General features: G+C 34.4%; 26 protein-coding genes. 2 read left to right on the top strand and 24 right to left on the bottom strand.

Going from position 1 to position 23,389, the window contains the following annotated elements; all coding sequences use genetic code 11:
• Positions 1-54: 54 nt before the first annotated feature.
• The 4 genes from GX308_02410 to GX308_02395 are packed head-to-tail and all read right to left on the bottom strand — an operon-like array spanning position 55 to position 2,189.
• The gene (locus GX308_02410) at positions 55-375 is read right to left on the bottom strand and encodes a DNA-directed RNA polymerase subunit omega (GenBank protein ID NLK20947.1); all 321 of its coding nucleotides are present in this window, start codon (positions 373-375) and stop codon (positions 55-57) included.
• Positions 368-988: a guanylate kinase gene (gene gmk, locus GX308_02405; GenBank protein ID NLK20946.1), complete on the bottom strand. Its 621-nt coding sequence runs from the start codon at positions 986-988 to the stop codon at positions 368-370. Before gmk ends, GX308_02410 begins: the two co-directional genes overlap by 8 nt.
• A gap of 2 nt (positions 989-990) precedes the next feature.
• The gene (locus GX308_02400; protein NLK20945.1) at positions 991-1,293 is read right to left on the bottom strand and encodes a DUF370 domain-containing protein; all 303 of its coding nucleotides are present in this window, start codon (positions 1,291-1,293) and stop codon (positions 991-993) included.
• Positions 1,294-1,310: 17 nt separating this feature from the next.
• Positions 1,311-2,189 (bottom strand): YicC family protein, encoded by an 879-nt coding sequence (locus tag GX308_02395; protein ID NLK20944.1) that lies wholly within the window; start codon positions 2,187-2,189, stop codon positions 1,311-1,313.
• Positions 2,190-2,374: 185 nt separating this feature from the next.
• Between GX308_02395 and GX308_02390 the strand changes: the two genes are divergently transcribed.
• The gene (locus tag GX308_02390; GenBank protein ID NLK20943.1) at positions 2,375-4,141 is read left to right on the top strand and encodes a fibronectin/fibrinogen-binding protein; all 1,767 of its coding nucleotides are present in this window, start codon (positions 2,375-2,377) and stop codon (positions 4,139-4,141) included.
• A 14-nt stretch (positions 4,142-4,155) separates the two neighbouring features.
• Positions 4,156-5,421, top strand: coding sequence for a 6-phosphofructokinase (locus GX308_02385; protein NLK20942.1), 1,266 nt, complete (start codon positions 4,156-4,158; stop codon positions 5,419-5,421).
• Between the two features lie 9 nt (positions 5,422-5,430).
• On the opposite strand, the gene GX308_02380 is transcribed toward GX308_02385, so the two are convergent.
• The 20 genes from GX308_02380 to spoIIIAE all read right to left on the bottom strand — a co-directional run bounded on the left by GX308_02380 (position 5,431) and on the right by spoIIIAE (position 23,383).
• Entirely contained in the window at positions 5,431-6,246 is an 816-nt protein-coding gene (locus tag GX308_02380; protein NLK20941.1) for a hypothetical protein, read from the bottom strand.
• Between the two features lie 4 nt (positions 6,247-6,250).
• Positions 6,251-6,958 (bottom strand): glycosyltransferase family 2 protein, encoded by a 708-nt coding sequence (locus GX308_02375; protein ID NLK20940.1) that lies wholly within the window; start codon positions 6,956-6,958, stop codon positions 6,251-6,253.
• A gap of 18 nt (positions 6,959-6,976) precedes the next feature.
• On the bottom strand, positions 6,977-7,954 hold the full coding sequence (locus GX308_02370) for a hypothetical protein (GenBank protein ID NLK20939.1): 978 nt from the start codon (positions 7,952-7,954) through the stop codon (positions 6,977-6,979).
• Between the two features lie 136 nt (positions 7,955-8,090).
• Positions 8,091-8,891: a sporulation transcription factor Spo0A gene (spo0A, locus tag GX308_02365; GenBank protein NLK20938.1), complete on the bottom strand. Its 801-nt coding sequence runs from the start codon at positions 8,889-8,891 to the stop codon at positions 8,091-8,093.
• A gap of 144 nt (positions 8,892-9,035) precedes the next feature.
• Positions 9,036-10,340, bottom strand: a complete 1,305-nt coding sequence (gene spoIVB, locus GX308_02360) for a SpoIVB peptidase (GenBank protein NLK20937.1) — start codon at positions 10,338-10,340, stop codon at positions 9,036-9,038.
• A gap of 165 nt (positions 10,341-10,505) precedes the next feature.
• Positions 10,506-12,203 (bottom strand): DNA repair protein RecN, encoded by a 1,698-nt coding sequence (recN, locus tag GX308_02355; GenBank protein NLK20936.1) that lies wholly within the window; start codon positions 12,201-12,203, stop codon positions 10,506-10,508.
• A 35-nt stretch (positions 12,204-12,238) separates the two neighbouring features.
• Entirely contained in the window at positions 12,239-12,700 is a 462-nt protein-coding gene (locus GX308_02350) for an arginine repressor (GenBank protein ID NLK20935.1), read from the bottom strand.
• A gap of 9 nt (positions 12,701-12,709) precedes the next feature.
• Positions 12,710-13,570: an NAD(+)/NADH kinase gene (locus GX308_02345; protein ID NLK20934.1), complete on the bottom strand. Its 861-nt coding sequence runs from the start codon at positions 13,568-13,570 to the stop codon at positions 12,710-12,712.
• Between the two features lie 13 nt (positions 13,571-13,583).
• Positions 13,584-14,393 carry a TlyA family RNA methyltransferase gene (locus GX308_02340; GenBank protein NLK20933.1) on the bottom strand — a complete coding sequence of 270 codons (810 nt, stop codon included), beginning with the start codon at positions 14,391-14,393 and terminating at the stop codon, positions 13,584-13,586.
• On the bottom strand, positions 14,386-16,269 hold the full coding sequence (locus GX308_02335) for a 1-deoxy-D-xylulose-5-phosphate synthase (GenBank protein NLK20932.1): 1,884 nt from the start codon (positions 16,267-16,269) through the stop codon (positions 14,386-14,388). Before GX308_02335 ends, GX308_02340 begins: the two co-directional genes overlap by 8 nt.
• A gap of 132 nt (positions 16,270-16,401) precedes the next feature.
• Positions 16,402-16,845 carry a divergent PAP2 family protein gene (locus tag GX308_02330; protein ID NLK20931.1) on the bottom strand — a complete coding sequence of 148 codons (444 nt, stop codon included), beginning with the start codon at positions 16,843-16,845 and terminating at the stop codon, positions 16,402-16,404.
• 12 nt (positions 16,846-16,857) lie between these two features.
• Entirely contained in the window at positions 16,858-17,745 is an 888-nt protein-coding gene (locus GX308_02325) for a polyprenyl synthetase family protein (protein ID NLK20930.1), read from the bottom strand.
• A complete protein-coding gene (xseB, locus tag GX308_02320; GenBank protein NLK20929.1) occupies positions 17,735-17,986 on the bottom strand; it encodes an exodeoxyribonuclease VII small subunit in 252 nt (83 codons plus the stop codon). The genes GX308_02325 and xseB overlap by 11 nt, the downstream gene beginning before the upstream one ends.
• Positions 17,979-19,205 carry an exodeoxyribonuclease VII large subunit gene (locus GX308_02315; GenBank protein NLK20928.1) on the bottom strand — a complete coding sequence of 409 codons (1,227 nt, stop codon included), beginning with the start codon at positions 19,203-19,205 and terminating at the stop codon, positions 17,979-17,981. The genes xseB and GX308_02315 overlap by 8 nt, the downstream gene beginning before the upstream one ends.
• Positions 19,195-19,620 (bottom strand): transcription antitermination factor NusB, encoded by a 426-nt coding sequence (nusB, locus tag GX308_02310; GenBank protein ID NLK20927.1) that lies wholly within the window; start codon positions 19,618-19,620, stop codon positions 19,195-19,197. The genes GX308_02315 and nusB overlap by 11 nt, the downstream gene beginning before the upstream one ends.
• Before the next feature lie 82 nt (positions 19,621-19,702).
• Positions 19,703-20,116: an Asp23/Gls24 family envelope stress response protein gene (locus GX308_02305; GenBank protein NLK20926.1), complete on the bottom strand. Its 414-nt coding sequence runs from the start codon at positions 20,114-20,116 to the stop codon at positions 19,703-19,705.
• A gap of 91 nt (positions 20,117-20,207) precedes the next feature.
• Positions 20,208-20,957 (bottom strand): SpoIIIAH-like family protein, encoded by a 750-nt coding sequence (locus GX308_02300; protein ID NLK20925.1) that lies wholly within the window; start codon positions 20,955-20,957, stop codon positions 20,208-20,210.
• 13 nt (positions 20,958-20,970) lie between these two features.
• A complete protein-coding gene (locus GX308_02295; protein ID NLK20924.1) occupies positions 20,971-21,570 on the bottom strand; it encodes a hypothetical protein in 600 nt (199 codons plus the stop codon).
• 10 nt (positions 21,571-21,580) lie between these two features.
• Positions 21,581-22,207 (bottom strand): stage III sporulation protein AF, encoded by a 627-nt coding sequence (spoIIIAF, locus tag GX308_02290; protein NLK20923.1) that lies wholly within the window; start codon positions 22,205-22,207, stop codon positions 21,581-21,583.
• 9 nt (positions 22,208-22,216) lie between these two features.
• Entirely contained in the window at positions 22,217-23,383 is a 1,167-nt protein-coding gene (gene spoIIIAE, locus GX308_02285) for a stage III sporulation protein AE (protein NLK20922.1), read from the bottom strand.
• Positions 23,384-23,389: the final 6 nt, after the last annotated feature.

Raw genomic sequence — 23,389 nt, 5'->3', positions numbered from 1 at the left:
CATTTACAATAAGAATCTTCAACTGGTTCAAAAAAAAAGCCCAAGGGGCAGTTTTTATTCATCGGAACTCTCAATATCTTCATCCATATCATGATTTTGAATTGAATCCCCCGACAATGTATCTATGTCTTGTGTAGTATCAGGGGGGGTAATTTTATTTGTAATAACAACCTTACCTTGGTACAATTCCTTAACCGCAATGGATACAGGCTTATCTACCTTGGAATCCAATAAAGAGTCCCCCTTATCTACAATTTGACGGGCTCTTTTTGCCGCTGCAATCACTATGGAATAGCGGCTTACTATGGGTTTATCTTCATCAGAACTATTCTGGTTAAGTTTTTCCATTAAATCAGTGTAAGATGGCTTAAGCATTATTATCTCTCCCTTTTATTTTATCAATCAAATCTAAATTTCTTGAAGCTTTCATATGCTCTGCTTTTACAATCCTATCGATATCTTCTACGGCCTTTAGGACTGAATCATTAACTACGATGTAATCGTATTTATTAATAAAATCCAATTCTTCCAAGGCTCTCTTTAACCTTTTTTCTATGATATGACTATCTTCTGTTCCCCGATTTACTAATCTGTTTTTTAATTCGGCTAAACTTGGAGGAACTATAAATATTAAAATTGCCTGGGGATATAGGTCTTTTACCTGTAGTGCCCCTTGAACTTCTATTTCTAATATAACATCTTTTCCTTCCTTAATCTTTTCTTCGACATAGGCCTTAGGAGTTCCATAATAGTTATCACAAAACTCTGCCCATTCAATTAGTTCTTTCTTATGAATCATTTCTTCAAATTCTTCCCTGGACTTAAAAAAATAATGACTCCCTTCTTCTTCACCTACTCTTGGAGCCCTGGTAGTTGCCGAAATAGAAAGGAAATAACCATCTCTTTTAATTAGTTTTTTTACTATGGTCCCCTTCCCCGAACCGGAGGGACCGGATATAACTATATTTACACCTTTTGCGCTGTTCATCATTAATCCCCTTTATTGTTTTTCAGTTTTACCTCTTCAATTTCGTCGTTAGAGGGGTCATGTTCTTTGAAATTTAGTCTATTAGCCACTGTTTCTGGTTGTACCGCCGATAAAACAATATGGTCGCTATCGGTAATAATAACTGCCCTAGTTCTTCTTCCATAAGTTGCATCAATTAGCATTCCTCTTTCTCTAGCTTCCTGTATGATTCGCTTGATTGGAGCCGATTCAGGGCTTACAATGGCAATTAGCCTGTTGGCGGATACAATGTTTCCAAATCCAATATTAATTAGCTTAATCCCCATACCTTACCTCCTTGGTATCATTCGAGATTTTGAATTTGTTCCCTTATTTTTTCGATTTCACTCTTTAATTCTACAATTGCCTTCGTAATTTCAATATCGTTTGCCTTCGAACCAATGGTATTAACCTCTCTGTTCATCTCTTGTGCTAAGAAATCTAGTTTTCTCCCTACTACCTCTTCCGTATTTAGAATCTCCCTTAATTGATGGATATGACTTTCTAAACGAACAATTTCCTCGTCTATGCTGCAACGATCAGCAAATAAGGCAACTTCCCCTGCAATTCTATTTTCGTCTATAGAATGACTTGGGATTATTTCCTGTATTCTCTTTTCTAACTTGAGTTTATACTCTTTAACCAAGTCAGGGCTTCTTTCCTTTATTTTATCTAAATACTTTTTACAAAGGTCAGCTTTTAAAAAGATATCTTGTTTTAATATCTCCCCTTCTTTTTCCCGCATAGCAATAAAAGAACTAAATGCTTGGTTTAAAGCAGCTTCCAAAAAACCCCATAGGACATCTTTGTCTTGCTCTTTTTTATTAATTACAATCACATCAGGAAATTTAGCTACTAAGGATACGGAAATATCATCTATGATATCATAATTGTCTTTGATTCTCTTAAGTTGGTTTATATAAGCAGCTACCAATTCTTCATTTAAAGAAACATCTAAATCATCCCCAAGGTCTGTTTCAAAAGAAACAAAAACATCAACCTTTCCCCTAGAAATTCTATCCTTTATAAAAGTCCGCACATTGTCTTCAAGAGAATTGATGATTCTAGGGATACGAATATTAATGTCATTATAGCGATGGTTAACGGAGCGCATTTCTACTGAGAGTTTTCTGTCATTAAAAACAATTTCTCCTTGACCATATCCTGTCATACTACGAATCATTTTATTCAGCCCATTTCTTTAAATACTTTGGTTTCCTTCTATTTTTGTATTATAACTCACCATTTTAGGTAAGTCAATAAAATGGAATTTGTACTTTTAAAGTAAAAATGATATAAATATATCATATTTATTTATACTAGGGATATAACATTTCTTAGAATTTAATTTCTGAAGGAGGAGTTTTTGTGGCATTAGACGGAATTGTCCTTGCTAATATTGTTAATGAAATCAAAAGCCTTATCCTAGGTGGTAGGATAGATAAAATTTATCAGCCGGAACCCGATGAAATCATTATACTTGCCCGAGGTAGCGGAAACAATCATCGAATACTTTTAAGTGCCCATAGCAATCACCCTAGGGTTCACCTAACTGCTATTCAAAAGAAAAACCCCGATACCCCGCCAATGTTTTGTATGCTCCTTAGGAAACATTTGTCCGGGGGAAAATTAATCGATATCTTTCAGCCTGATTTTGAAAGAATCGTAGAGTTTCATATTGAATCCTTAGATGAACTAGGTGATCTATCCACCAAAAGACTGATTATTGAAATCATGGGCCGCCATAGCAATATCATATTAACCGATAACCAATACCGCATTCTTGATAGCATCATCCATGTGTCCAAGGATAAAAGCTCCATAAGAGAAGTCTTGCCGGGAAGAACCTATGTAAGGCCCCCTTCCCACGATAAAATGAATCCCTTAGAAGTTGAAAATGGTGATTATAGTAACTATCTAAAGGGTTCTAAGGGGACAAAACTTCAAAAATCAATCTATCAATCCTTTTCGGGTATTAGTCCTACAATTGCCTCTGAAATATGTTTGAGGGCAGGGCTTGATTCTTCTATCTATCTAGAAGAAATAACCGATGAAAGTAAACAGGCCCTAGATAAGGCCATGGCAAATATTTTTTCTAAAATTAAAGTCAATCTTTTTTCACCACAATTGATAGTTTCTCCCAAGAATAATGAACCTGTAGAATTTTCTTCTGTTGACATGATGCAATTTATAGGTTATAAAAAACAGGTGTATCCTTCTATCTCTGAAGTAATAGAAGCTTATTACGGGGAAAAAGATAAGATTTCTAGGATAAAACAAAAATCCGGTGATATCCATAAAATTATCCAGAATAATCTAGAGCGCTGCTATAAAAAGAAGGACTTGCAATTACAAAAACTAAAAGATGTCTCCCATAGGGAACACCTTAAAATTTATGGTGAATTAATTACAGCAAATATCTACTCCATCAAAAAAGGAATGACTTTTTTTGAAACCATTAATTTTTATGATGAGAATATGCCCAATATTGCTATTTCCCTAGACCCTATCCTAACTCCATCACAAAATGCACAAAAGTATTTCAAACAATACAACAAAGCAAAAAGGGCTGCTATTGCTCTAGAAGAGCAACTTAATCAGGTTGAAGAGGAAATACAGTATTTAGATTCCTTATTAATGGCAACACAAACTAGTACCGATGAAAGTGATATCAATGATATCCGCCACGAATTACAAGAACAGGGTTATATCAAAAGTAAAAAGCAAAATAAATCCAAGGGACAAATTAAATCCAAACCCCTTCATTTTATTTCTCAGGAAGGATTTGATATTTATGTAGGTAAAAATAACCGACAAAACGATGAACTGACTTTAAAGTTTGCCTCTTCTTTAGATTTATGGTTTCACACAAAAGATATTTCAGGCTCCCATGTCATCATAAAAACAAAAGGGGAGGAAATACCAAAAAACACTATTCTTGCTGCAGCAAATCTTGCCGCATTTTTTAGTAAAGCGAGATTATCCAGTAATGTCCCCGTGGATTATACTTTCAAAAAGAACGTAAAAAAACCCGGCGGTGCCAAACCGGGAATGGTGATTTATGATAACCAAAAAACCCTTTATATTACACCGGATGAAGTAGAAATAAAAAAACTAATCCATAAAGGAAAATAGAAAGGAAACTAAAAATGCTTAAAGGAAATTGTATTATCGCTCAATCAGGGGGACCTACATCAGCTATTAATGCCAGTGCCTATGGTGCAATCACAGAAGCATTAGCAAGTAGCGCCATTCAAAAGGTTTATGGAGCAAAAAATGGAATCTTAGGAGTTTTAAGAGAAGAACTTTTTGATTTTGAAGAAGAAGATAAAGAAGAACTTGATTATTTTAAGACAACTCCTTCTTCCGGATTGGGCTCCTGCAGGTATAGACTTGCCCATGCTAAGGATGATAAAAAGGATTATATTAGGATATTTGAAGTCTTTAAGGCACATAATATCCGCTATTTCTTCTATATTGGAGGAAATGACTCCATGGATACAGTTTCAAAGCTCTCTGCCCATGCTAAAAAGATTAATTATGATATAAGGATACTAGGGATTCCTAAGACAATTGATAATGATTTAATGGGAACCGACCACTGCCCTGGCTTTGGCAGCGCTGCAAAATATATTATAGGCAGTACCCTAGAATGCGCAATCGATGCTTCTGTTTATGATTCTAATATCATTACCATCATCGAAGTTATGGGAAGAAATGCAGGATGGCTTGCAGCCGCTGCTGCTCTAGCTAAAAGCAAGCGTTTTGATGTTCCCGATTTAATTTATTTACCAGAATACCCCTTTAGCTATGAAAACTTTGAAAAAGATATTAAAAAAGTATATTCGGAAAAAGGGAAAGTCCTAGTGGTTGTATCAGAGGGAATCAAAGACAGCAAAGGCAACTACATAGAACATATGGATACCCAGGACCATGATATATTTGGTCACGCCCAATTAGGGGGAGTTGGTTCTATTTTAGGGGAATACGTTAAAAACCATATAGAAAAAAGAGTAAAAGTTGTTCAGCTAGGTATCCTACAAAGATGTGCCATGCATTTTGCATCAAAAACAGATATTGAGGAATCTTGCTATATAGGAAAAAGAGCCGTTCAATATGCCATAGAAGGAAAGTCCGGATATTTAGTAGGCATTAAAAGATTAGCAAATACCCCTTATAAATATGATGCAGAATTGTTTGAAATAGAAAAAGCAGCCAACTCAGAACATTTAATTCCATTGGAATGGATCAATAAAGAAGGGAATTTTGTTACAAAGGACTGTATTGAGTACATAAAACCTTTGATACAAGGAGAACCCGATATTCCTATGGAAAACGGCGTTCCCCGTTATGGTAAATTAAAAAAGAAGCTAATACCTAAAAAATGCATCAATTTAAATGAAGGGCGCATATGAATTTGCGCCCTATTTTTCTGCCCTACCTAAATCATCTATATACCTAAGAAATGGAACCTTTTTAATAATAGTTGTTATAGAAGTGATTTCAGCTATAATATGCAAAAGAATCAATAGTACCACCATAACCATTTTAAATCGAATACTTAAGGTTATAGCCTCTGTAAATCCTATAGTATATCCCAATATATTTGCTCCCACATCTCCTAACATATGCTCTTCTCTTAAATCCCCTTTTAGAATAGGCAGTACTCCTCCAATACCCAAAAGAGTTAAAAATCTATCCGGAGCCTTAGAAAATATCCATAGAATGGTACCTACCCCTAAGAAAATTTTTAAAGCCCTTCCGGGTCTGACATCGAATAAGTTCATGCTGTTGATTGAAAAAAGAATCAACATTATATTTGCTATTAAATCAAATAGGTTAGTTGAAAAAGAAAAAGATATATATAACGCCGCTAATCCCCCAATTAAAGCCTTCAGTCCTCCGGAGGTCAATTCCCCTTGATACATTCTTATAAGATGACTCCGTAGACCTTTTATTTTGCTTTCTTTTACAAAATCATCTATAATTCCTGCAAATCCAATAAACGAAAGTCCAAACAAATATACAAAATACATAATGGGTTCATCTGAAAAAAATATTAAGAAAAAAGTTGCTATGGTGATTGCCAACAATAAAAGTATGCCGGTGCCTAAGGGAATTTCCTTTTGATTATAATTATTAACTTTTATATTATACTTTAGGAGAAATTCTATAATTAGGGGTTTCCAAAAGAATACAGTAATAAAGGATATTATGCCTCCAATCAAATAAAAAATCATCAACTCACCCTCTGTTTACCGCATTTTTATGCTTATAGAATTTCCTCATTAGAACCCTAAGTACATCTATTAATTCTTTTCCTCTATGTACACACCCTTGGAGATCTCTCTTGGTTTCCCTGTGGCTCATTTGAACAGGAACTTCCCATACTTTAAAACCTTGATTTAAAATATCAATGGTCATACCTATTTCTACCCCAAACCTATCGGGTATTTCTATATTTGAAAAGACTGATTTTTTAAATACTCTTTGTCCACAAATAGGGTTTTCCATATACCTATTTGTTAAAACCCAAACCCCTAAACGTGATACTTTTTTTAAAATTCCAAACCCCCCTTTGGTACTAGGTGTAGGAAACACAGCAATAGAAACATCTGCCTTATTTTTATAGACGGGCTCTATTAGCTTTATTATTTCTTTTGAGGTATCCCCAAGGTCTCCATCTAAAAATGCAATAATAGGATATCTAGAGATTTCTAATCCTTTTCTAAGGGCAGCCCCCTTACCATAGTTCCTATTAAGCCTTATATATATTATGCTCCCTAAGCCTAAACTGTTTATTTCATCTCTAGTTTTATCCGTGGAGCCGTCATCCACAATTATTATTTCCCCTAAGCACTTTATACCGGCATCAATAAGACCTTTGATTGTTCGTGCTATTCTTTCTTCTTCGTTGAATACAGGTATAATTATGGATACCCTTTTCTCCAATAAAATCACCGTCTCTATCTAAAATAATTTAAAAAAACCCTTTGCATCTATTAATTTCGAACCTGTGAGCATCCTTATTAAAATAGTGCTTGACATACCTTTTCTGTTTTTTTCTAAAAAATCAATAATATTGTTATGACTTCCCACTGTCACAATAATCGATGCCCCCATAAAATAGGACATTAAAATAGCAGCATCTTCACTGGTTCCAAAACAAGAATATTTTTCGTAGGCCAACCCAAGCCTTTTAAGCCTTTTTTCTCCAGGGCATCTGCCATTCAAATAGGAATGAACCACTATTTCTTTGGTTTTTTTAAGAGCATCATCTGATGCACTATCCATATCCCCAAAAATAATATCCGGGGTATAACCAAGGGAGCAAAAACCATCCCCTCCTCCATCAATACCGATTAAAATTGGTTTGTTTCTACAAATGAAACCACTCAACTTCATCAAATCGTCAATATAGTGATGTCCCCTAACCACAAGAAGTACTGGCCTTCCTTGGATATTTACATGAAGGGTCGGTAATTTTCTTGGTAGAAATAATTCATCTTTTTCCTCCTCCATATAGTAAAGGGTATTATCAATAAATAAATCCATCTCTTTTTGAATGTTTTTTTGAGATATCTTTTGGGACTTATCCCATTGATTTTTAGTGATGGCTTTTAGAGGTACCTTAAGTCCACTTTTTAACAATAAGTTTTCCTTTATTTCAATTTTGTCATTTTCTTTAATGAAATCAAATATATTATGATTTATATTTTCATAAATGGGTATTTGGGCATCAAGAAGTATACCCGGTCCTCTATTGGGAAATTTTCCCGATATAAATTGAGATTTATTAATAACTGCCTTTACCTTCTTAGAGGCTAGACTGTAAGCACAGGTATAGTCTAAATCCTCATGATCGATAATGGCGATATCATTAGGGGTCACTCTTTGAATTAAATTTTTAGTTTTATAGTCTATTTTTGCAATACCTATAATACTCACTTTGTCACCTGCTTTTATTCGTAAGGTATATACCTTTTTGGCCCTGTATTTAGTATGGATGATTTTAAAATAAATATAACAAAAAAGCTTCGTTACTTTTAAATAATGCTTTTAAAGTAACGAAGCTTTTTATGTATTAACTCACATGCATCTCCAAACGGAGCCTATCTGCTATAAGGGCAATGAATTCGCTATTGGTTGGTTTGCCTTTTCCATTGCTGACTGTATACCCAAAAAGTTTGTCTATGGTATCCATTTTTCCCCTGCTCCAAGCTACTTCAATGGCATGACGAATAGCTCTTTCAACTCGACTGGGGGTAGTATTGTAATTTTTTGCTATGGAGGGATATAGTTGTTTTGTTATGGAATTTAAAATATCCATATCGTTAATAGACATAATAATTGCATCTCTGAGATACTGGTAACCTTTTATATGGGCAGGAATGCCTATTTCGTGAATTATATTAGTAACTTCTGTTTCAAGACCATGGGCAGAAAAAGCAAAGGCCCTATCTATAGTATTTGTTGAGGAGGATTTATGTTTAATAATCTCATGCTGTCCCTTAAGCTGTCTGATTCGGGTAATGAGGGTCTCCATATCAAAAGGCTTTATAATATAGTATTCTGCTCCTAAATTTAATGCCTTTTCTGTGATTTTATCTTGTCCTACGGCAGAAAGCATAATATATACTGGTCTTTTTTCCATAGCCATGGAATTAAGTCTTTCCAAAACTCCGATTCCATCTAAATGGGGCATAATTACATCTAATATAACAACATCTGGTTTTTTTTCAATTATTATATCACAGGCTTCTAAGCCATTGCTAGCTTTCCCAATAACCTCCATATCCCCTTGTTTACCTAAGTATTCTGCTAGGATGTCACAAAAATCTTTATTGTCATCCGCTAATACTATTTGAATCTTATTGTTCTTCAAAAAAGATTCCCCCCTTGATTTATTTAAAACTTCTCTGGTAAGAAGTTTTCAATCTATTTCTATTATAATGAATATATAGGATAAAATCAAGAATCTTATTCACAAAAACATACTTCATAATAAAAAAGAGTATATTGTTCAATTTTATTCCATTAAATTTTCCTTTTTAAGCATGCTTTCAATGAATATGCCGTATCCTTTTGTAGGGTCCTGCACAAAAACATGGGTCACTGCCCCTATTAATTTCCCATTTTGCAAAATTGGACTACCACTCATGCCCTGTACAATTCCGTTGGTTTTATCCAGTAATCTAGGGTCAATTATTTTAATTATCAATCCTTTAGATAAATCCTGTTGAAAATTTGACACCTTTTGTATATATATTTTAAATTCTTCTATACAGTCACCGGATATATTAGAACGAATGACTGCCTCCCCTTCTGATATTTCATGCTGTAGTGCAATAGGAACTGTTTCTCCAGGCAAAAGTTTTATCTTTTCATCGCGTATTTTACCAAAAACTCCTTGGGATGTATTAAGCTTTATTATGCCTAATCTTGATTCTTCGCTATCAAAAATAGCTCCTGTCAACTCACCGGGTATGCCTTTTTGTCCCTTTTTAATTGAGGTAATTTCTGCTTTCATAATTTTTCCTTCTTTAATGGGCATTAATTTCTTTGTATCAACATCAGTAATGCCATGACCTAAGGCTCCAAAACTTTTATTACTGGGATTATAATAAGTAATCGTTCCAATCCCTTGGGTTTGATCCCTAACCCAAGCCCCGATTTTTAAGGTATTGTCTTCTTTACTTTTTATTGCCTTGATACTACTTTCAAATAATTCGTTATGTCTTTTTATAACTATCTTAAACTCTTTTTCACCATTTTTTTCGATGAAATCAATAAGTTCTTGCTTATTATTGAGGTTTTTCCCATTAATCTTTAAAATCAAATCCCCCGCCTCTAATATCCCCTTACATGGTTCATATACCTTGCCATCAATTCCATGTATATTACCTGTCCCTAGGACCATTATGCCATCTGTTTCAACATTAACCCCTACTGTCATGCCGCAGGGAACTACCTCCATGGGTGAAATGACATCGACCTTAAGGGTCTTTAAGGGTAAAATTCCTAGGAGTTTTAATTGAACATCTAAGGTACCCTTGCTGTTAGATTGGATAGAAAAAGGCTTACCTAAATTAATATTGACTTTTTCCTCACCAATTGGTTTATTGTTAACCTTTAAAACTCCCTGCCCCTGTGCCTTGATATTTGCTTGAAGGGGCAAATTAAATTTAAATTGGTGTTCTCTTCCTTCTATTATTTTAATTTCTTGTGGAATATATATGGTTGAAGCAGCAAAAGGGCTTATAATAGCTATGAATAAAATAAATAAAATTCCAATTCTTAAGGATTTTACATGTTTAGCTTTTCTATTATGCATGTTTTCACACCCTAGAATAAATTTAAAAAGATTCATTGCAATAATTATTTTTATAACTTATAATCATAAATTAACCCTTTTAAATTATTCTTATACCAGCCAAAAACTATTAAAAATCCCATTATATATTCATCCAAAAAAAAGCTAAGGATATCCTTAGCTTTTTTAAAATTTTGTTTTAAATTGTTTTGCCATATTCTTTATTTCTTCGGCATTTTTAAGAGTAATATCTGTAACTGCCGCCCCACTCATTAGCCTTGCCAATTCATTGATAGCTTCTTTTTTTTCTAAGATTTTAATTGAAGATATTGCCTTTTGCCCTTCTACCGTCTTTTCTATTCGGTAATGTCTATCTCCCATGGCTGCAATCTGGGGTAAATGGGTAATACATATTACTTGATGTTTTCTAGAAATAATTCCAAGTTTTTCAGATACCTTTTGAGCTGCTATTCCACTAATACCCGTATCAATTTCATCAAAAATCAAACTGTCTATTTCATCTATATCCGCCAAGACAGTTTTTAAGGAAAGCATTATTCTTGACATTTCTCCCCCGGATGCTATTTTAGTAAGAGGTTTTAAGTCTTCCCCGGGATTCGTTGTAATTAGGAATTCTACATCGTCCCATCCGTCTTCATTAAATGTATCCTTTTTTGAGAGACTAATAGAAAATCTAGCCGCTTTCATTTGCAAATCATGTAATACCCCTTCAATTTTGTCTTCTATTTCTTTGGCTTTTTCTTTTCTTATGGTGGATATATTTTCACAGGTTTCCTCTATTTGAGACTTTATATCTAAGTATTTAGTTCTTAATTCTTTTACTTTTTCCTCACTATTTATTATGGTATTAAGTTCTTGGTCTATCCTTTCTTTGTAACTTAGAATCTCATCAATAGTATTGCCGTATTTTCTTTTCAAATTATAAATTAAATCCAATCTATTTTCTACAAAATGAAGCCCATCGGGATCATGGTCAATTTTATCCTTATAGTTTCTGATCTCTACGGATATATCCTCTAATTGGACCTGAATATTTTCTGCAGTTTCATATATGGTGGAAATCTCTCCATCAATGGCTGATAAATCTCTTAAAACCTTTAAGGCCTCTCCTAAGGAATCAGAAGCAGATATTCCCCTAGGATCATTTTCATATAAAAAGGTGTAAACCTTATCTATTCCCATGCTTAACTTCTCAGAGTTTGATAAAACCTTCAGTTGAGCATTAAGGATTATATCTTCATTATTTTTAAGTTTAGCCTCGGATATTTCATCGATTTGGAATTGTAAGAGATCGATTTTCCTTTCTCTTTCTTTTTCGTCCCCTAAATGGTCATTGATTTCCTTTTCTATGGTCTTATATTCCCGATAATTTTTTAAAAGTTTGTTTTTAAGTTCAAAGATATCTTCTTTGCAGAATTGATCTAGAAGTTCGATGTGCTTGTTTACATTTAAAAGTGATTGATGTTGGTGCTGGCCGTGGACATCAATTAGCATTGAAGATACCTGTCTTAACATCCCTAGGGTCATGGTTTGCCCATTGACCCTGCATACATTTCTACCGGATTGGTTGATGGCTCTTGAAATAAGTAGATATCTGTCTTCATCTATGGGAATCCCCATGGACTGAAAGGATTCTATTTGTTCATCCCTTCCTATATAAAATAACAGTTCCACTAAGGCATTGTCTTCTCCACTTCTGATTACTTCCTTAGAGGTGCGCTCTCCCAGGGCAAAGTTAATAGAATCTATTAAGATAGATTTACCTGCCCCAGTCTCCCCCGTTAATATATTTAAGTTTTCACCAAAATCAATAGTAATCTCATCAATCAGAGCTATGTTTTTAATATAAATATGCGCCAGCATCTTAACCTCCATACCATCAAAACTATTTTTATACTTTAATTAATCGTAGATTTAAAAAGACGATTGAGTTTTTCCATTAACTTTATAGTTTCTTCTTCAGATCTTACGGCACAAAAAATAGTGTCATCCCCTGCAATAGTACCTACAATCTCTTGATAATGAAAAGCATCCATGGCGGCAGCTACTGCCATAGCCATTCCTGTAAGCGTCCTAATCACTAGAATGTTTTGTGCCCTATCCATGCTTACAAACCCATCCCTAAACACCCGGATAAATTTATCGGTTACAAGTTGTTCATTTTGAGCAATAATGGAGTATTTATGGGTACCGTGATTTGTGGGTACCTTGGTTAGTTTTAATTCCCTTATATCCCGTGAAATCGTTGCTTGGGTAACTTTAAATCCAGCATTCTCTAACCTTTCTGCCAATTCTTCCTGGGTTTCAATATTATGAGTATTAATTAGTTCGAGAATCTTTGATAAACGTTTTACCTTCATATTTCTATCTCACTTTCCTATTCCAACAATTTTTTTTCTTAATATGTCGTAAAAACTATTATCGGAGGTTTTAATGAGGCTGGTTATATAGTCGGATTTTTTCACTTTTATGGTATCATTACTTTTAAGTTGATATCCCAGTTGCCCATCTATGGTTAAGATGACATCGCTACAAGAACTATTTCCCAGTTGAATTTTTATTTCGTCTTCGCCGGATACGACAATAGACCTAGCATATAAACTGTGGGGGCAAATAGGGGTTATCACTATCATATTTGTCTTAGGATCAAGAATCGGTCCCCCGGCAGATAAGTTATAGGCAGTTGAACCTGTGGGAGTAGCAATAATTACCCCGTCTGCGGGATAATCATCTACAAATTTATCGTTAATGTATATGCTTAAATCAATGATTCTAGATAAGGAACCCCTAGTAATACCTATATCATTTAGACAAATTAATTTATTATTGTCACTATCTTGTATATCCACCGCTGCTTCTAGCATCATCCTTTTTTCAATTGAATAATCACCATCCAAAACCCTTTGAAGGGCTAAAATAGATGATTTTTTTTCAACTTCTGCTAAAAAACCCAAGGTCCCCAAATTAATGCCCAAAATCGGTGTATTATAAATTGCTGCTTTCCTTGCTGCCCCAAGAAGTGTCCCATCTCCTCCCAACACAATAATGAAATCAGAATCTTTATACAATTCATCTTCTGGTTTTTCAAATTGGGGAGTATTTAAGACCTCTGAAAGGGCGCTAGGTATATATATCTGTCGATTCTTTTTTATGAGGCAATCCATTATCATAATTGTATCCTTTAAACCAATATCCTTTTGAACATTGGGAATTAGACCTATTTTTTTCATTTTATCCCCCCATTTAACTTAATTCATTATGGGCATAAGCTACAATATTTTTTATCAGCTCTTCTTTTTTTAAATCTGTTTTAGGCGAATCATTCTTCGTAAAATGGGCTAGATATTCTATATTTCCTTCCGGCCCCTTAATAGGAGAATAGGTTAAATTTTGTAAGGATAAGTTTTGCTCTTGGGAATAATCAATTACCTTTTGTATAACCTCTATATGAGTCTTTAAATCCCTAACAACCCCTTTTTTACCTACTTTTTCTCTTCCTGCTTCAAATTGAGGCTTAATCAAGCATACCATTTCTCCCTTGTTTTTTAATAAACCTTTAACAGGATTTAAGACCTTGGTAAGGGATATAAATGAAACATCAATGGAAGCAAAATCACCCAAATCCTCTATTTGTTCCTTTTCTACATACCTAATATTAGTTTTTTCCATGCAGACTACTCTTTCATCCTGCCTTAATTTCCATGCAAATTGCCCATATCCAACATCTATAGCATAGACCTTTTTTGCTCCATTTTGAAGCATACAATCTGTAAATCCCCCGGTAGAGGCGCCTACATCTAGAGTAATTTTGCCTTTTAAGTCTATTTTAAAAATATCTATGGCCTTTTCTAATTTATAGCCTCCGCGGCTTACATATTTCATTCTTTTCTTTACATGAAGTTCTGAATCCTCATCTACCTTTACCCCTACTTTATCTTCCTTTATACCATTAACAAATATAAGACCTGCCATAATACTTGTTTTTGCCTTTTCCCTAGAATCAAATAAACCTCTTTTCACAAGAAGTACGTCCAATCTTTCTTTCTTAGTCATTTTTAATTTCACCCTCTAGCGAAGTAATGGATTGTTCTATTGTTTTAAGCATGCTCTGGGCATCTAGATTATACTTTTTATATAATTGTTCACAACTTCCATGCCCTATAAACTCATTGGGAAAAGCAAAGGTTTTCACGATGACATTGTGGATATTATTTTTTGCAATAACTTCCAACACCTTAGAACCAAACCCCCCTGAGATTACATTATCTTCCATAGTAAATATAATTTTATGTTCCTTACAAAGATTAAGTAAGGTTACTTCGTCAATTGGATTGATAAATCGTGGATTGATTAAAGTAAGTTCTATTCCTCTTTCTTTTAGGGTTTCTATTATAGTTTTTGCAAACTCCATCATTTTTCCTACAGCAAGTATCGCTCCTAAGCTGCCTTTATGAATAATTTCTGATTTCTTATATTCTATTGGAATTTTAATAAATGGAAATAAATCAGGGGCATATCCCTTGGGATATCGGATGGCCACAGGACCATCGAGGGTAAAAGCATATTTTAGCATTTCCTCAAAATCCGTTTTGTCCCTAGGGGCCATAACCGTCATATTGGGAATATGGGATAAGAACGATAAATCAAATATCCCCTGATGGGTTTCCCCATCAGGTCCAACAATCCCTGCTCTATCAATGGCAAAAACCACCGGTAATTTCTGAATACAGACATCATGTAAAATCTGATCATATGCCCTTTGAAGGAATGAAGAATACACTGCAAAAACCGGACGGAATCCTGAAGCTGCCATCCCTGCCGCAAAGGTTACTGCATGCTGTTCCGCAATTCCTACATCAAAAAATCTTTCAGGGAATTTCTTAGCAAAGTTTTGCAATCCCGTACCATCGGGCATGGCGGCGGTAATGGCAATAATATCTTTATTTTCAGATGCTATTTTAACTAAGGTATTTCCAAAGACATCGGAATATGAGGTTTTATTATCCTTTTTTGCAACTGCCCCAGTATTTATATCAAAAGGTCCTACCCCATGGTACTCGCAAGGAAGTTTTTCCGCATATTTGTAACCCTTTCCTTTAATCGTCTTAACATGAAGTAAAATAGGTCCCTTCATTTTTTTGACCTTTTTAAATACGGTTATCAATGATTTGATATCGTGGCCATCTATTGGCCCCACATAGGTAAATCCCAGCTCCTCAAAAAGTGTTCCGGGAACCAGTAAGTATCTTATACCTTCTTTTGTCCTTTTGACTGTTTTTGCAATACTCTTTCCTATACCGGGGATTTTTTTAAGAATCTGATCTATATCTTCCTTTACTTCTAAATATACAGGCTCTGTACGAATATTGTTGAGATACTTAGACAATCCCCCTACATTAGGGGAAATAGACATCTGATTATCATTTAGTATAACAATCACATTGCTATTAAATCTCCCTGCATTGTTTAAAGCTTCAAAAGCCATTCCCCCGGTTAAAGAGCCATCGCCTATTACTGCTATCACAGAAAAATTTTCTTTTTGTATATCCCTTGCTGCTGCCATACCCAAAGCGGCAGAAATAGAGGTAGAGCTATGACCCGTCTCAAATGTATCGTGAACGCTTTCTTTCCTTTTTGGAAAACCACTCATTCCATCCATTTTTTTTAATGTAGGGAACATATCTTTTCTTCCTGTAATAATTTTGTGTACATAACTTTGATGGCCCACATCCCAGATTATCTTATCTTCTGGAGAATTAAAACAATAATGGAGGGCTAAACTTAACTCAACTACGCCTAGATTAGAAGCTAGGTGCCCCCCAGTTTGACAAATAGTATTTAATAAAAAGTTCCTTATTTCTCTTGCGACAATATCAAGTCTATCTATATTTATCTTTTTAAGATCTTGCGGTGAATAAATAGTATCCATAAGCTTTTTCAGATTAATCCCTTCTTCCTTTCAGTTTATTATTCATTATTTTACCCTTATCTGATGGTTTTTTTCAAGAGGTTCGAGGATTTTCCTTTATTATGAACAAGGGCGAACCTTGTTCGCCCTTGTTCATATACAGCTTAATGCAATAAAAATTCCTAAGACAGCTCCTGCTAGAACTTCAACAGGGGTATGGCCTAAAAGCTCTTTAAGTCTTTCTTCAAAATGAAAATCATCATTTTCTATTTCTCTTATTATTTTATTTAAGACAGCAGCTTGTTTGCCAGCTGCCCTTCTCACTCCTGCAGCATCATACATTACAATAAGTCCAATTACAAGTGATACTCCAAATAGAGCTGAATCATAACCTACTTTTCGTCCTACTGCCACGCACATTGCCATGACGAATGCAGAGTGGGAACTAGGCATTCCACCTGAACCAACAAGCCTAGAAAAGTCTATTTTTTTACTTTGGAGTAATACTAAAATCATTTTTAATACTTGTGCTATAAAACATGCTAAAACCGAAGCTCTTATTATTTCATTTTGAATTATTGTTTCGACTGTTTGCAAAATATGTCCTCCTCAATAAGTTCGCGACATTAAATGCTGGGATAACCATGATAAAAATTGTCCTTTTTCTTTGAAATCTTCTAACTTAACCAATCCCTCTTGAGAAAGTGCTTCAACATGTTTTTTGGATTCATCCAAACCCTTTATAGAAACATAAGTCGCTTTTTTGTTTTTTTCGTCACTTTTAATAGGCTTTCCTAGTTCTTCTTCATTACCACAAATATCTAAAATATCATCTTGTATTTGAAATGCCATACCTATACAGTATCCGAACTCCTCTAGGTATTTTATTTCTTTTTTACTTCCTTTTCCTAATATTCCCCCTGCTTTTAGAGCAGCTTGTATGATTGCAGTAGTCTTATTTTTATGTATGTAATTAAGATTGTCCATATTAATTTCCTGATTTTCAGAAATCAAATCAACAACCTGTCCCCCTATCATTCCCCTTGCTCCGGCAGCAGAGGCTATAACGTCCATTGCATCTAGGGCTTCCTTAGAAAAATTTTCTCTAGTTGCCTTAATCATGGTTTCAAAAGCCAAGTTTAAAAGGGCATCTCCGGCAAGAATTGCTAGACCTTCCCCATAAACCTTATGATTAGTGAGTTTACCCCTTCTAAAATCATCATTATCCATATCAGGAAGGTCATCATGAATAAGGGAATAAGTATGAATCATTTCTAAAGCACAAGCAAAAGGATATACTATTTGACCCTTTCCCCCCACCGCCTCAAAGGCTGATAGCATTAATACAGGTCTAAGTCTTTTACCTCCTGCAAAAATACTATAATTCATAGACTCGTAGATGATCTTTGCAGGGGTATTTTTATTTGCCGAAATGAGCTTGTCCAGATAATTATTAATAAGAATTATCTTTTGTTGCAGTTCCCCTTTATAATTCATTGTCTTCCTCCGTCATTTCAAATGGCTTTTCTATAAATTTGCCTTCTGCGTTTTTCTGTAATATTATAACCTGTTTTTCTGCTTCTTCCAACTGTTTTGAACAAAAAACTGACAATTCTATACCTTCTTTATAATAATCTAAAGATTCTTCTAAGGATATATCACCCTGTTCTAACAATTCAACTATTTCTTCTAATCTATTTAAACTTTCTTCAAAGGTAAAGGATTTTTTCTTAGCCATTTAGCCCCTCCTCTTTATTTTTTATTGCTTTTACACAGGATTTAATAAAGCCGTCTTTTACATAGATGTTTAAGGTATCGCTAATTTTTACATCTTTTATGGAAGATATGTTACATCCCTTATCATCTGTTGTTATGGAGTAGCCTCGCAGCAGTATGTTTAAGGGGGATAGGGCCTCTAAGGTTTTCATGGCATTGGAAAGATGGGACTTATTTTTATCAAGCTTATATTGTATCTGTTTTATAAGAAGCTTTTCTAGGCTATCTAAGCTCTGCTGATTTTTATAGATGATTTCTAAGGGTCTCTTAAAAGGAGTGCGCTTTTGTATATGAATCAATCTATGGGTTCCTAAATTAATTTTCTCTTTTATCAAAGCTGTTAGAGATTTGTTAGAACTTTCAACCTTTAATTGAAATTCACTAAGTAATGGAACTGCTAATTCCGCTGCTGCCGATGGAGTTGGCGCTCTTAAATCTGCTGCAAAATCGGCTATGGTAAAGTCTATTTCATGACCTACCGCAGAAATTATGGGAATTTTAGAGTTAGATATTGCTCTAGCCACCGCCTCATCGTTAAAAGCCCAAAGATCTTCTATGGAACCCCCTCCTCTGCCTAAGATAATCACATCTACCTTGGCATATTCATTCATTGCATGTATGCCATCCCATATGCTTTTAGGGGCTTCTATGCCCTGAACTAATACAGGATAAATAATAAGTGGTATATTAGGATTCCTTCTTTTTGAAACCTGTATAATATCCCTAAGGGCAGCACCGGTAGGGGATGTGATGATACCTATACTTTTAGGAAAATTAGGCAAGGGCTTTTTATTTTCATCACCAAATAATCCTTCTTTTTGAAGCTTATTTTTAAGATTTTCATAAGCTTCATACAGTGCACCCCTTCCCTCTTTCTCCATTTTATTTACATAGATTTGGTATTGCCCTGTCTTCTCATATACAGAAATTGAGCCCCTAATGATTACACCAATACCATTCTCAGGCTCAAATTGAAGGGTGGATGCACTGCTTCTAAACATGATACAAGAAATCGAACTATTCTTATCCTTTAGGGTAAAATACATATGCCCCGAGGTATGTTTTTTAAAATTAGAAATTTCCCCCTGTACTGCGATATTATTTAAAATATAATCCATGTCTATTAAAGATTTAATATAGCTGTTAATATGAGAAACACTAAATATCTTTTTATTCGTCATAAGCATCTTCTTCCATCGAACTTGCTATGTTCCCTAGAATGCCATTAATAAAGGAAGGTGCCTGATCGCTACTATATTTTTTAGCCAATTCAACGGCTTCGTTAATTGCCACACTCTTTGGTATATCTTCCCTATAGTACATTTCATATATCGCAACCCTAAGGATGGATAAATCAACTTTAGACATTCTTTCAATGGCCCATCCTTTGGAATGTTTCGATAGGATTTTGTCTATTTTATCTAGTTTCTCATTCATCCCTTGGATTTCTTCTAAAATATATTCTTTTTGCCTGTCTTTTATTTGGGGGTTTTGTTCAAAATACAACTGGATTCTTTCCTCGATTTCATCAGACTGTGCAAATTCCCTTTGAAATAACAGGGTAAATATATGCTCTCTCATTCTACGGCGGCTCATCTTGTTCCTCCTTAGTTTATCAAATACACTTAAATTAACCCTTAAATATAACACTATATTTAAGGGTTAATTTATCCTTCTTTTATTCAAAAAATTCATTTTCCCCATCTTTACCACTGGTCTTGTTTTTATCAAAATAAACCCCCGTAACATGGAGATTAATTTCTATAACTGATAATCCAGTCATTGTTTCAATAGCAGCTTTTACTTTCTTTTGAACAGCTAATGCCACTTCGGGAATCTTAAATCCAAATTCTATTACAAGGGATAAATCAATAGAAACTTCTCTTTCCCCTACTTCTACTTTTACCCCTTTTGATAAGTTCTTCTTTCCCAAGACTTCTGCTATACCCCCGGTAAAATTTCCGGACATTCCCGCTACCCCTTCGACTTCTGTTGCAGCAAGTCCTGCAATAATCGCAACGACTTCATCTGCAATCTGTATCTGACCTATTTGGTTTATATTATCCATTGAAGATACATTTCTTTCGTCCATTTTACTTCCTCCTCATAAGGCTTTCATTTGCAATTGGTGAATTTTACTATAAGACTATTATAGCAGATTTATCCCCATTTGCAAATCAGTTTTATCGTGGTTTTAGTGGAATAATTTGAATCTTATCAACTTCAAAACCTGTCGTTCCCCTCACTATTTTTTCTATTTGGGCAAGTTCCTTTTCGCTTAATTTTTCTTTGCTGACTACTACCTCAACTCCATCATCATTAATCCTAACATATACTTCTTTAAAACCTTTAGCCTCTATCATAGCTTCTGTAGATGATTCTTTTTCTATTCGTTTTTGGATACTTAACATTTGCTCAGCTGCATCAGATTTATGGTCTTTATTAACGCTTTTATTGTTTAGAATTTCTGATAAAATTTCTCTTTGCTTTGCCCTTGCCTGTTCTCTTTCTAATTTAACCTCTGCAAAATAAGGGGTGTCAAGATTGCTATTAACAAATACCGCTTCCCCTGGGTCTTCACTATTTACAGGATTTACAGTTTCTTCACCCTCAGCAAGTTCAAGGCTATTTACATCCATATTGATCGTATCTAATCCTTCGCCTACTTCTATTTCGTCGAAATCCTCAAAGGCTAAGAGTTCTGGATCATTGGTTAAAGCTTCACCAATAATCCCTTCTGACAATTCGCCATTTTCCATGGTTTCCATGATTAAAGCATCATCGGGAATAATACCTGATATATCCATTTCATCATTATAAACAATCCCTGCATCATCTGCTTGATGACGATCTGTATAATTTAAATATCCTGCAATTGCAATCATGACTACTAGGGCTGTAACAATAATTTGATTTCTTTTAAATACAAACATATTTTAATCCCCCTTACTTATTATTCATTTTAAATACCTGTACTTTGTGGGCAGGAACCCCCAGCAATGCTTGTGAAGCTGCTGTCAATTTTTCTTTTATTATTGGATTTTCCCCCCCTTCTGCTATAATTACTATTCCTTCTACTATCGGATGTTTTTCTTTTAATATTACGGGTTCAGTGCTTCCCGAACCTGTGTTTTGCATAACTATTTTGCTTTGTACATCCTCATTTTTTATTTCTCTTTGACCACCTTCGGTATCCTCCTCCATTGTATAGGAATAGGTAGAAGAAACGTCTTCAGCAAAAAAGGATTCTTTCCCATAAGAAACTGTTATCATTACCTTAACCTTGCCTGCCCCCTCCATTTTTGAAAATATTTCTTCTATCCTTTCCTCCATTTGTGACTCAAAACACATATTCATTTCTTTCGGTTCTTCTTCTATAGCTATGTATTTATCTTGTTTTTTTGATAGACTTTGGGGAATACCAACAAAGACCGTATCCCCTAAAACAATTAATAGTGTTCCTATTCCAATTAGAAATAAGACATTTGACAATAACTTCTTATTTTCTTTTCGTAGTGATTCAAACCACTCTTTTATCCTTTTCATGTTTTCACCCCTAGGATTTCTTTTGTACAGTAATATGTATATTATCACTGGACAAATTATAGAAGTTAATTATCAAATTTTTTATATTTTTTTCTAATTGGGTATCTTCTAGAGATGATTTTGTGTTCTCCTTATTTTCTTTTTTTGTATTAATTTTTACTGGATTAATAGGTTTTATTCTTTTATTTTTGGAATTGGTATTTTTATTATCTATTGTCAATCGAATCTCCTTAATATTCCCATAATCTTCATCATCTCTGTCTTCACTCACAAAGACCTCTATGTTTTTTGCTTTATAATCACTATTATTTTCTATTAACTTTGCTATTTGCTCCGAAATCTTTCCTTTATACGTCTCTATAATAAGAGCATCCTGTTGTGTAGCTATCATGCTGCCTTGTGTGAGGATATCCCTCCTTTCCATTTCTAATTGATTTAACTCAATTAGATCTTCTAATTTTTGATTACTGAAGAAAAGTCCTGTAATAGGCTTAATTATGATGAGTATTAAAATTAGGCCCTGCATCATGTGGATATATTTTTTATAATTCTTTTCCGGCATAAGCATTTCAACAAAGGATGAAAGAATCACAAAAAGAGCTATATTTTTCATCCAACTTCCAAAAAGAGTTATCATTTTTTCACCTCACCTCATCATAGCAGCCATACTTCCTATGCCTACTAATATTGTGATGGTAACAATAAATAAAAAACTAACTGTTACCAAGACACCAAATAATCGTGTAGCACTGTCACCCATATCTGAAATGCAGTTTATTATTCTTTTATCTGATATGGGCTCTATGAGAGCTGCTAATAATTTATATACAAATAAAAATGCTAACATCTTAATAATTGGTATGAAGCAATAAATGCAAAGAAGGACGATAGCTCCTGCCCCAATTGCGTTTTTAATAAGCAGGGAGCAGTTCATTACTATATCAACGGCTCCACTTAGGGCTTCACCTACCACAGGAACCACCCCTACTGCACTTTTAGCTGCCCGATTCATAACCCCGTCTAAAATTGGAGCAGTCAGTCCATGAAATCCCATAATCCCCACAAACAACAAGGAAATTCCCTTTAGAGTCCAATCAGTGATTTGATTCAATAATTCTATCATTTTTCTTAGTACTCCCTTATCTGAAAGGGAGTTAACTATGGCTAAAATAGCAGTTAGGAAAATAATCGGAAGTAAAATACTTTTTATAAACATTGCAATAATTTGTACGGAAAACACGACAATAGGTTCAAAAATTCTGCCTGATGCCACAGCCCCCGAGGTAATCATTAAGGTAAGTAGCATGGGAAGTACAGATTGCATAATAAGAACCATACTTTCAACAGTTCTACTGGCAACTTCTATAGCTATTTGAAAAGACTGTAAAAGAATAATGATTAGAACTATATAACAGGTATAAAATCCCACCTGAGAAGTTGACTTGCTTTGAAAGGATTCCCCTAGATTACTTAAAAGTGCACATAACATTGAAATGACCAATAATTTCCCTATAAGCCCCGAAAATCCTCTTATCTCATAAAAAAGTACATTTAAAATCCCCTTAAAAATTCCGGTGATAGATAAGTCCAGTTGTCCCTTAATGGCCTTTGTCATTGTCTCTTTAAAATTAAACTCCCTAAGATACGGATTATCTGTTTGACTTTTTATATGGGTGACGGTCTGGTTAATCGAAGAAAAATCCATGGTATCTAATTGGTTTGTCCAAATATTATCCAAAGGTTCACCATAAACTTTCTGTGGCATTACTAACCAAAGAAAAAGGACAATAACTATCTTTTGTATTTTCTTCATATTCAC

This window comes from Candidatus Epulonipiscium sp. (assembly GCA_012519205.1).
GTDB lineage: Bacteria > Bacillota > Clostridia > Lachnospirales > Defluviitaleaceae > JAAYQR01.
Note: the sequence above shows the minus strand (reverse complement) of the source record. Positions and strands in the feature narration are given on the sequence as shown.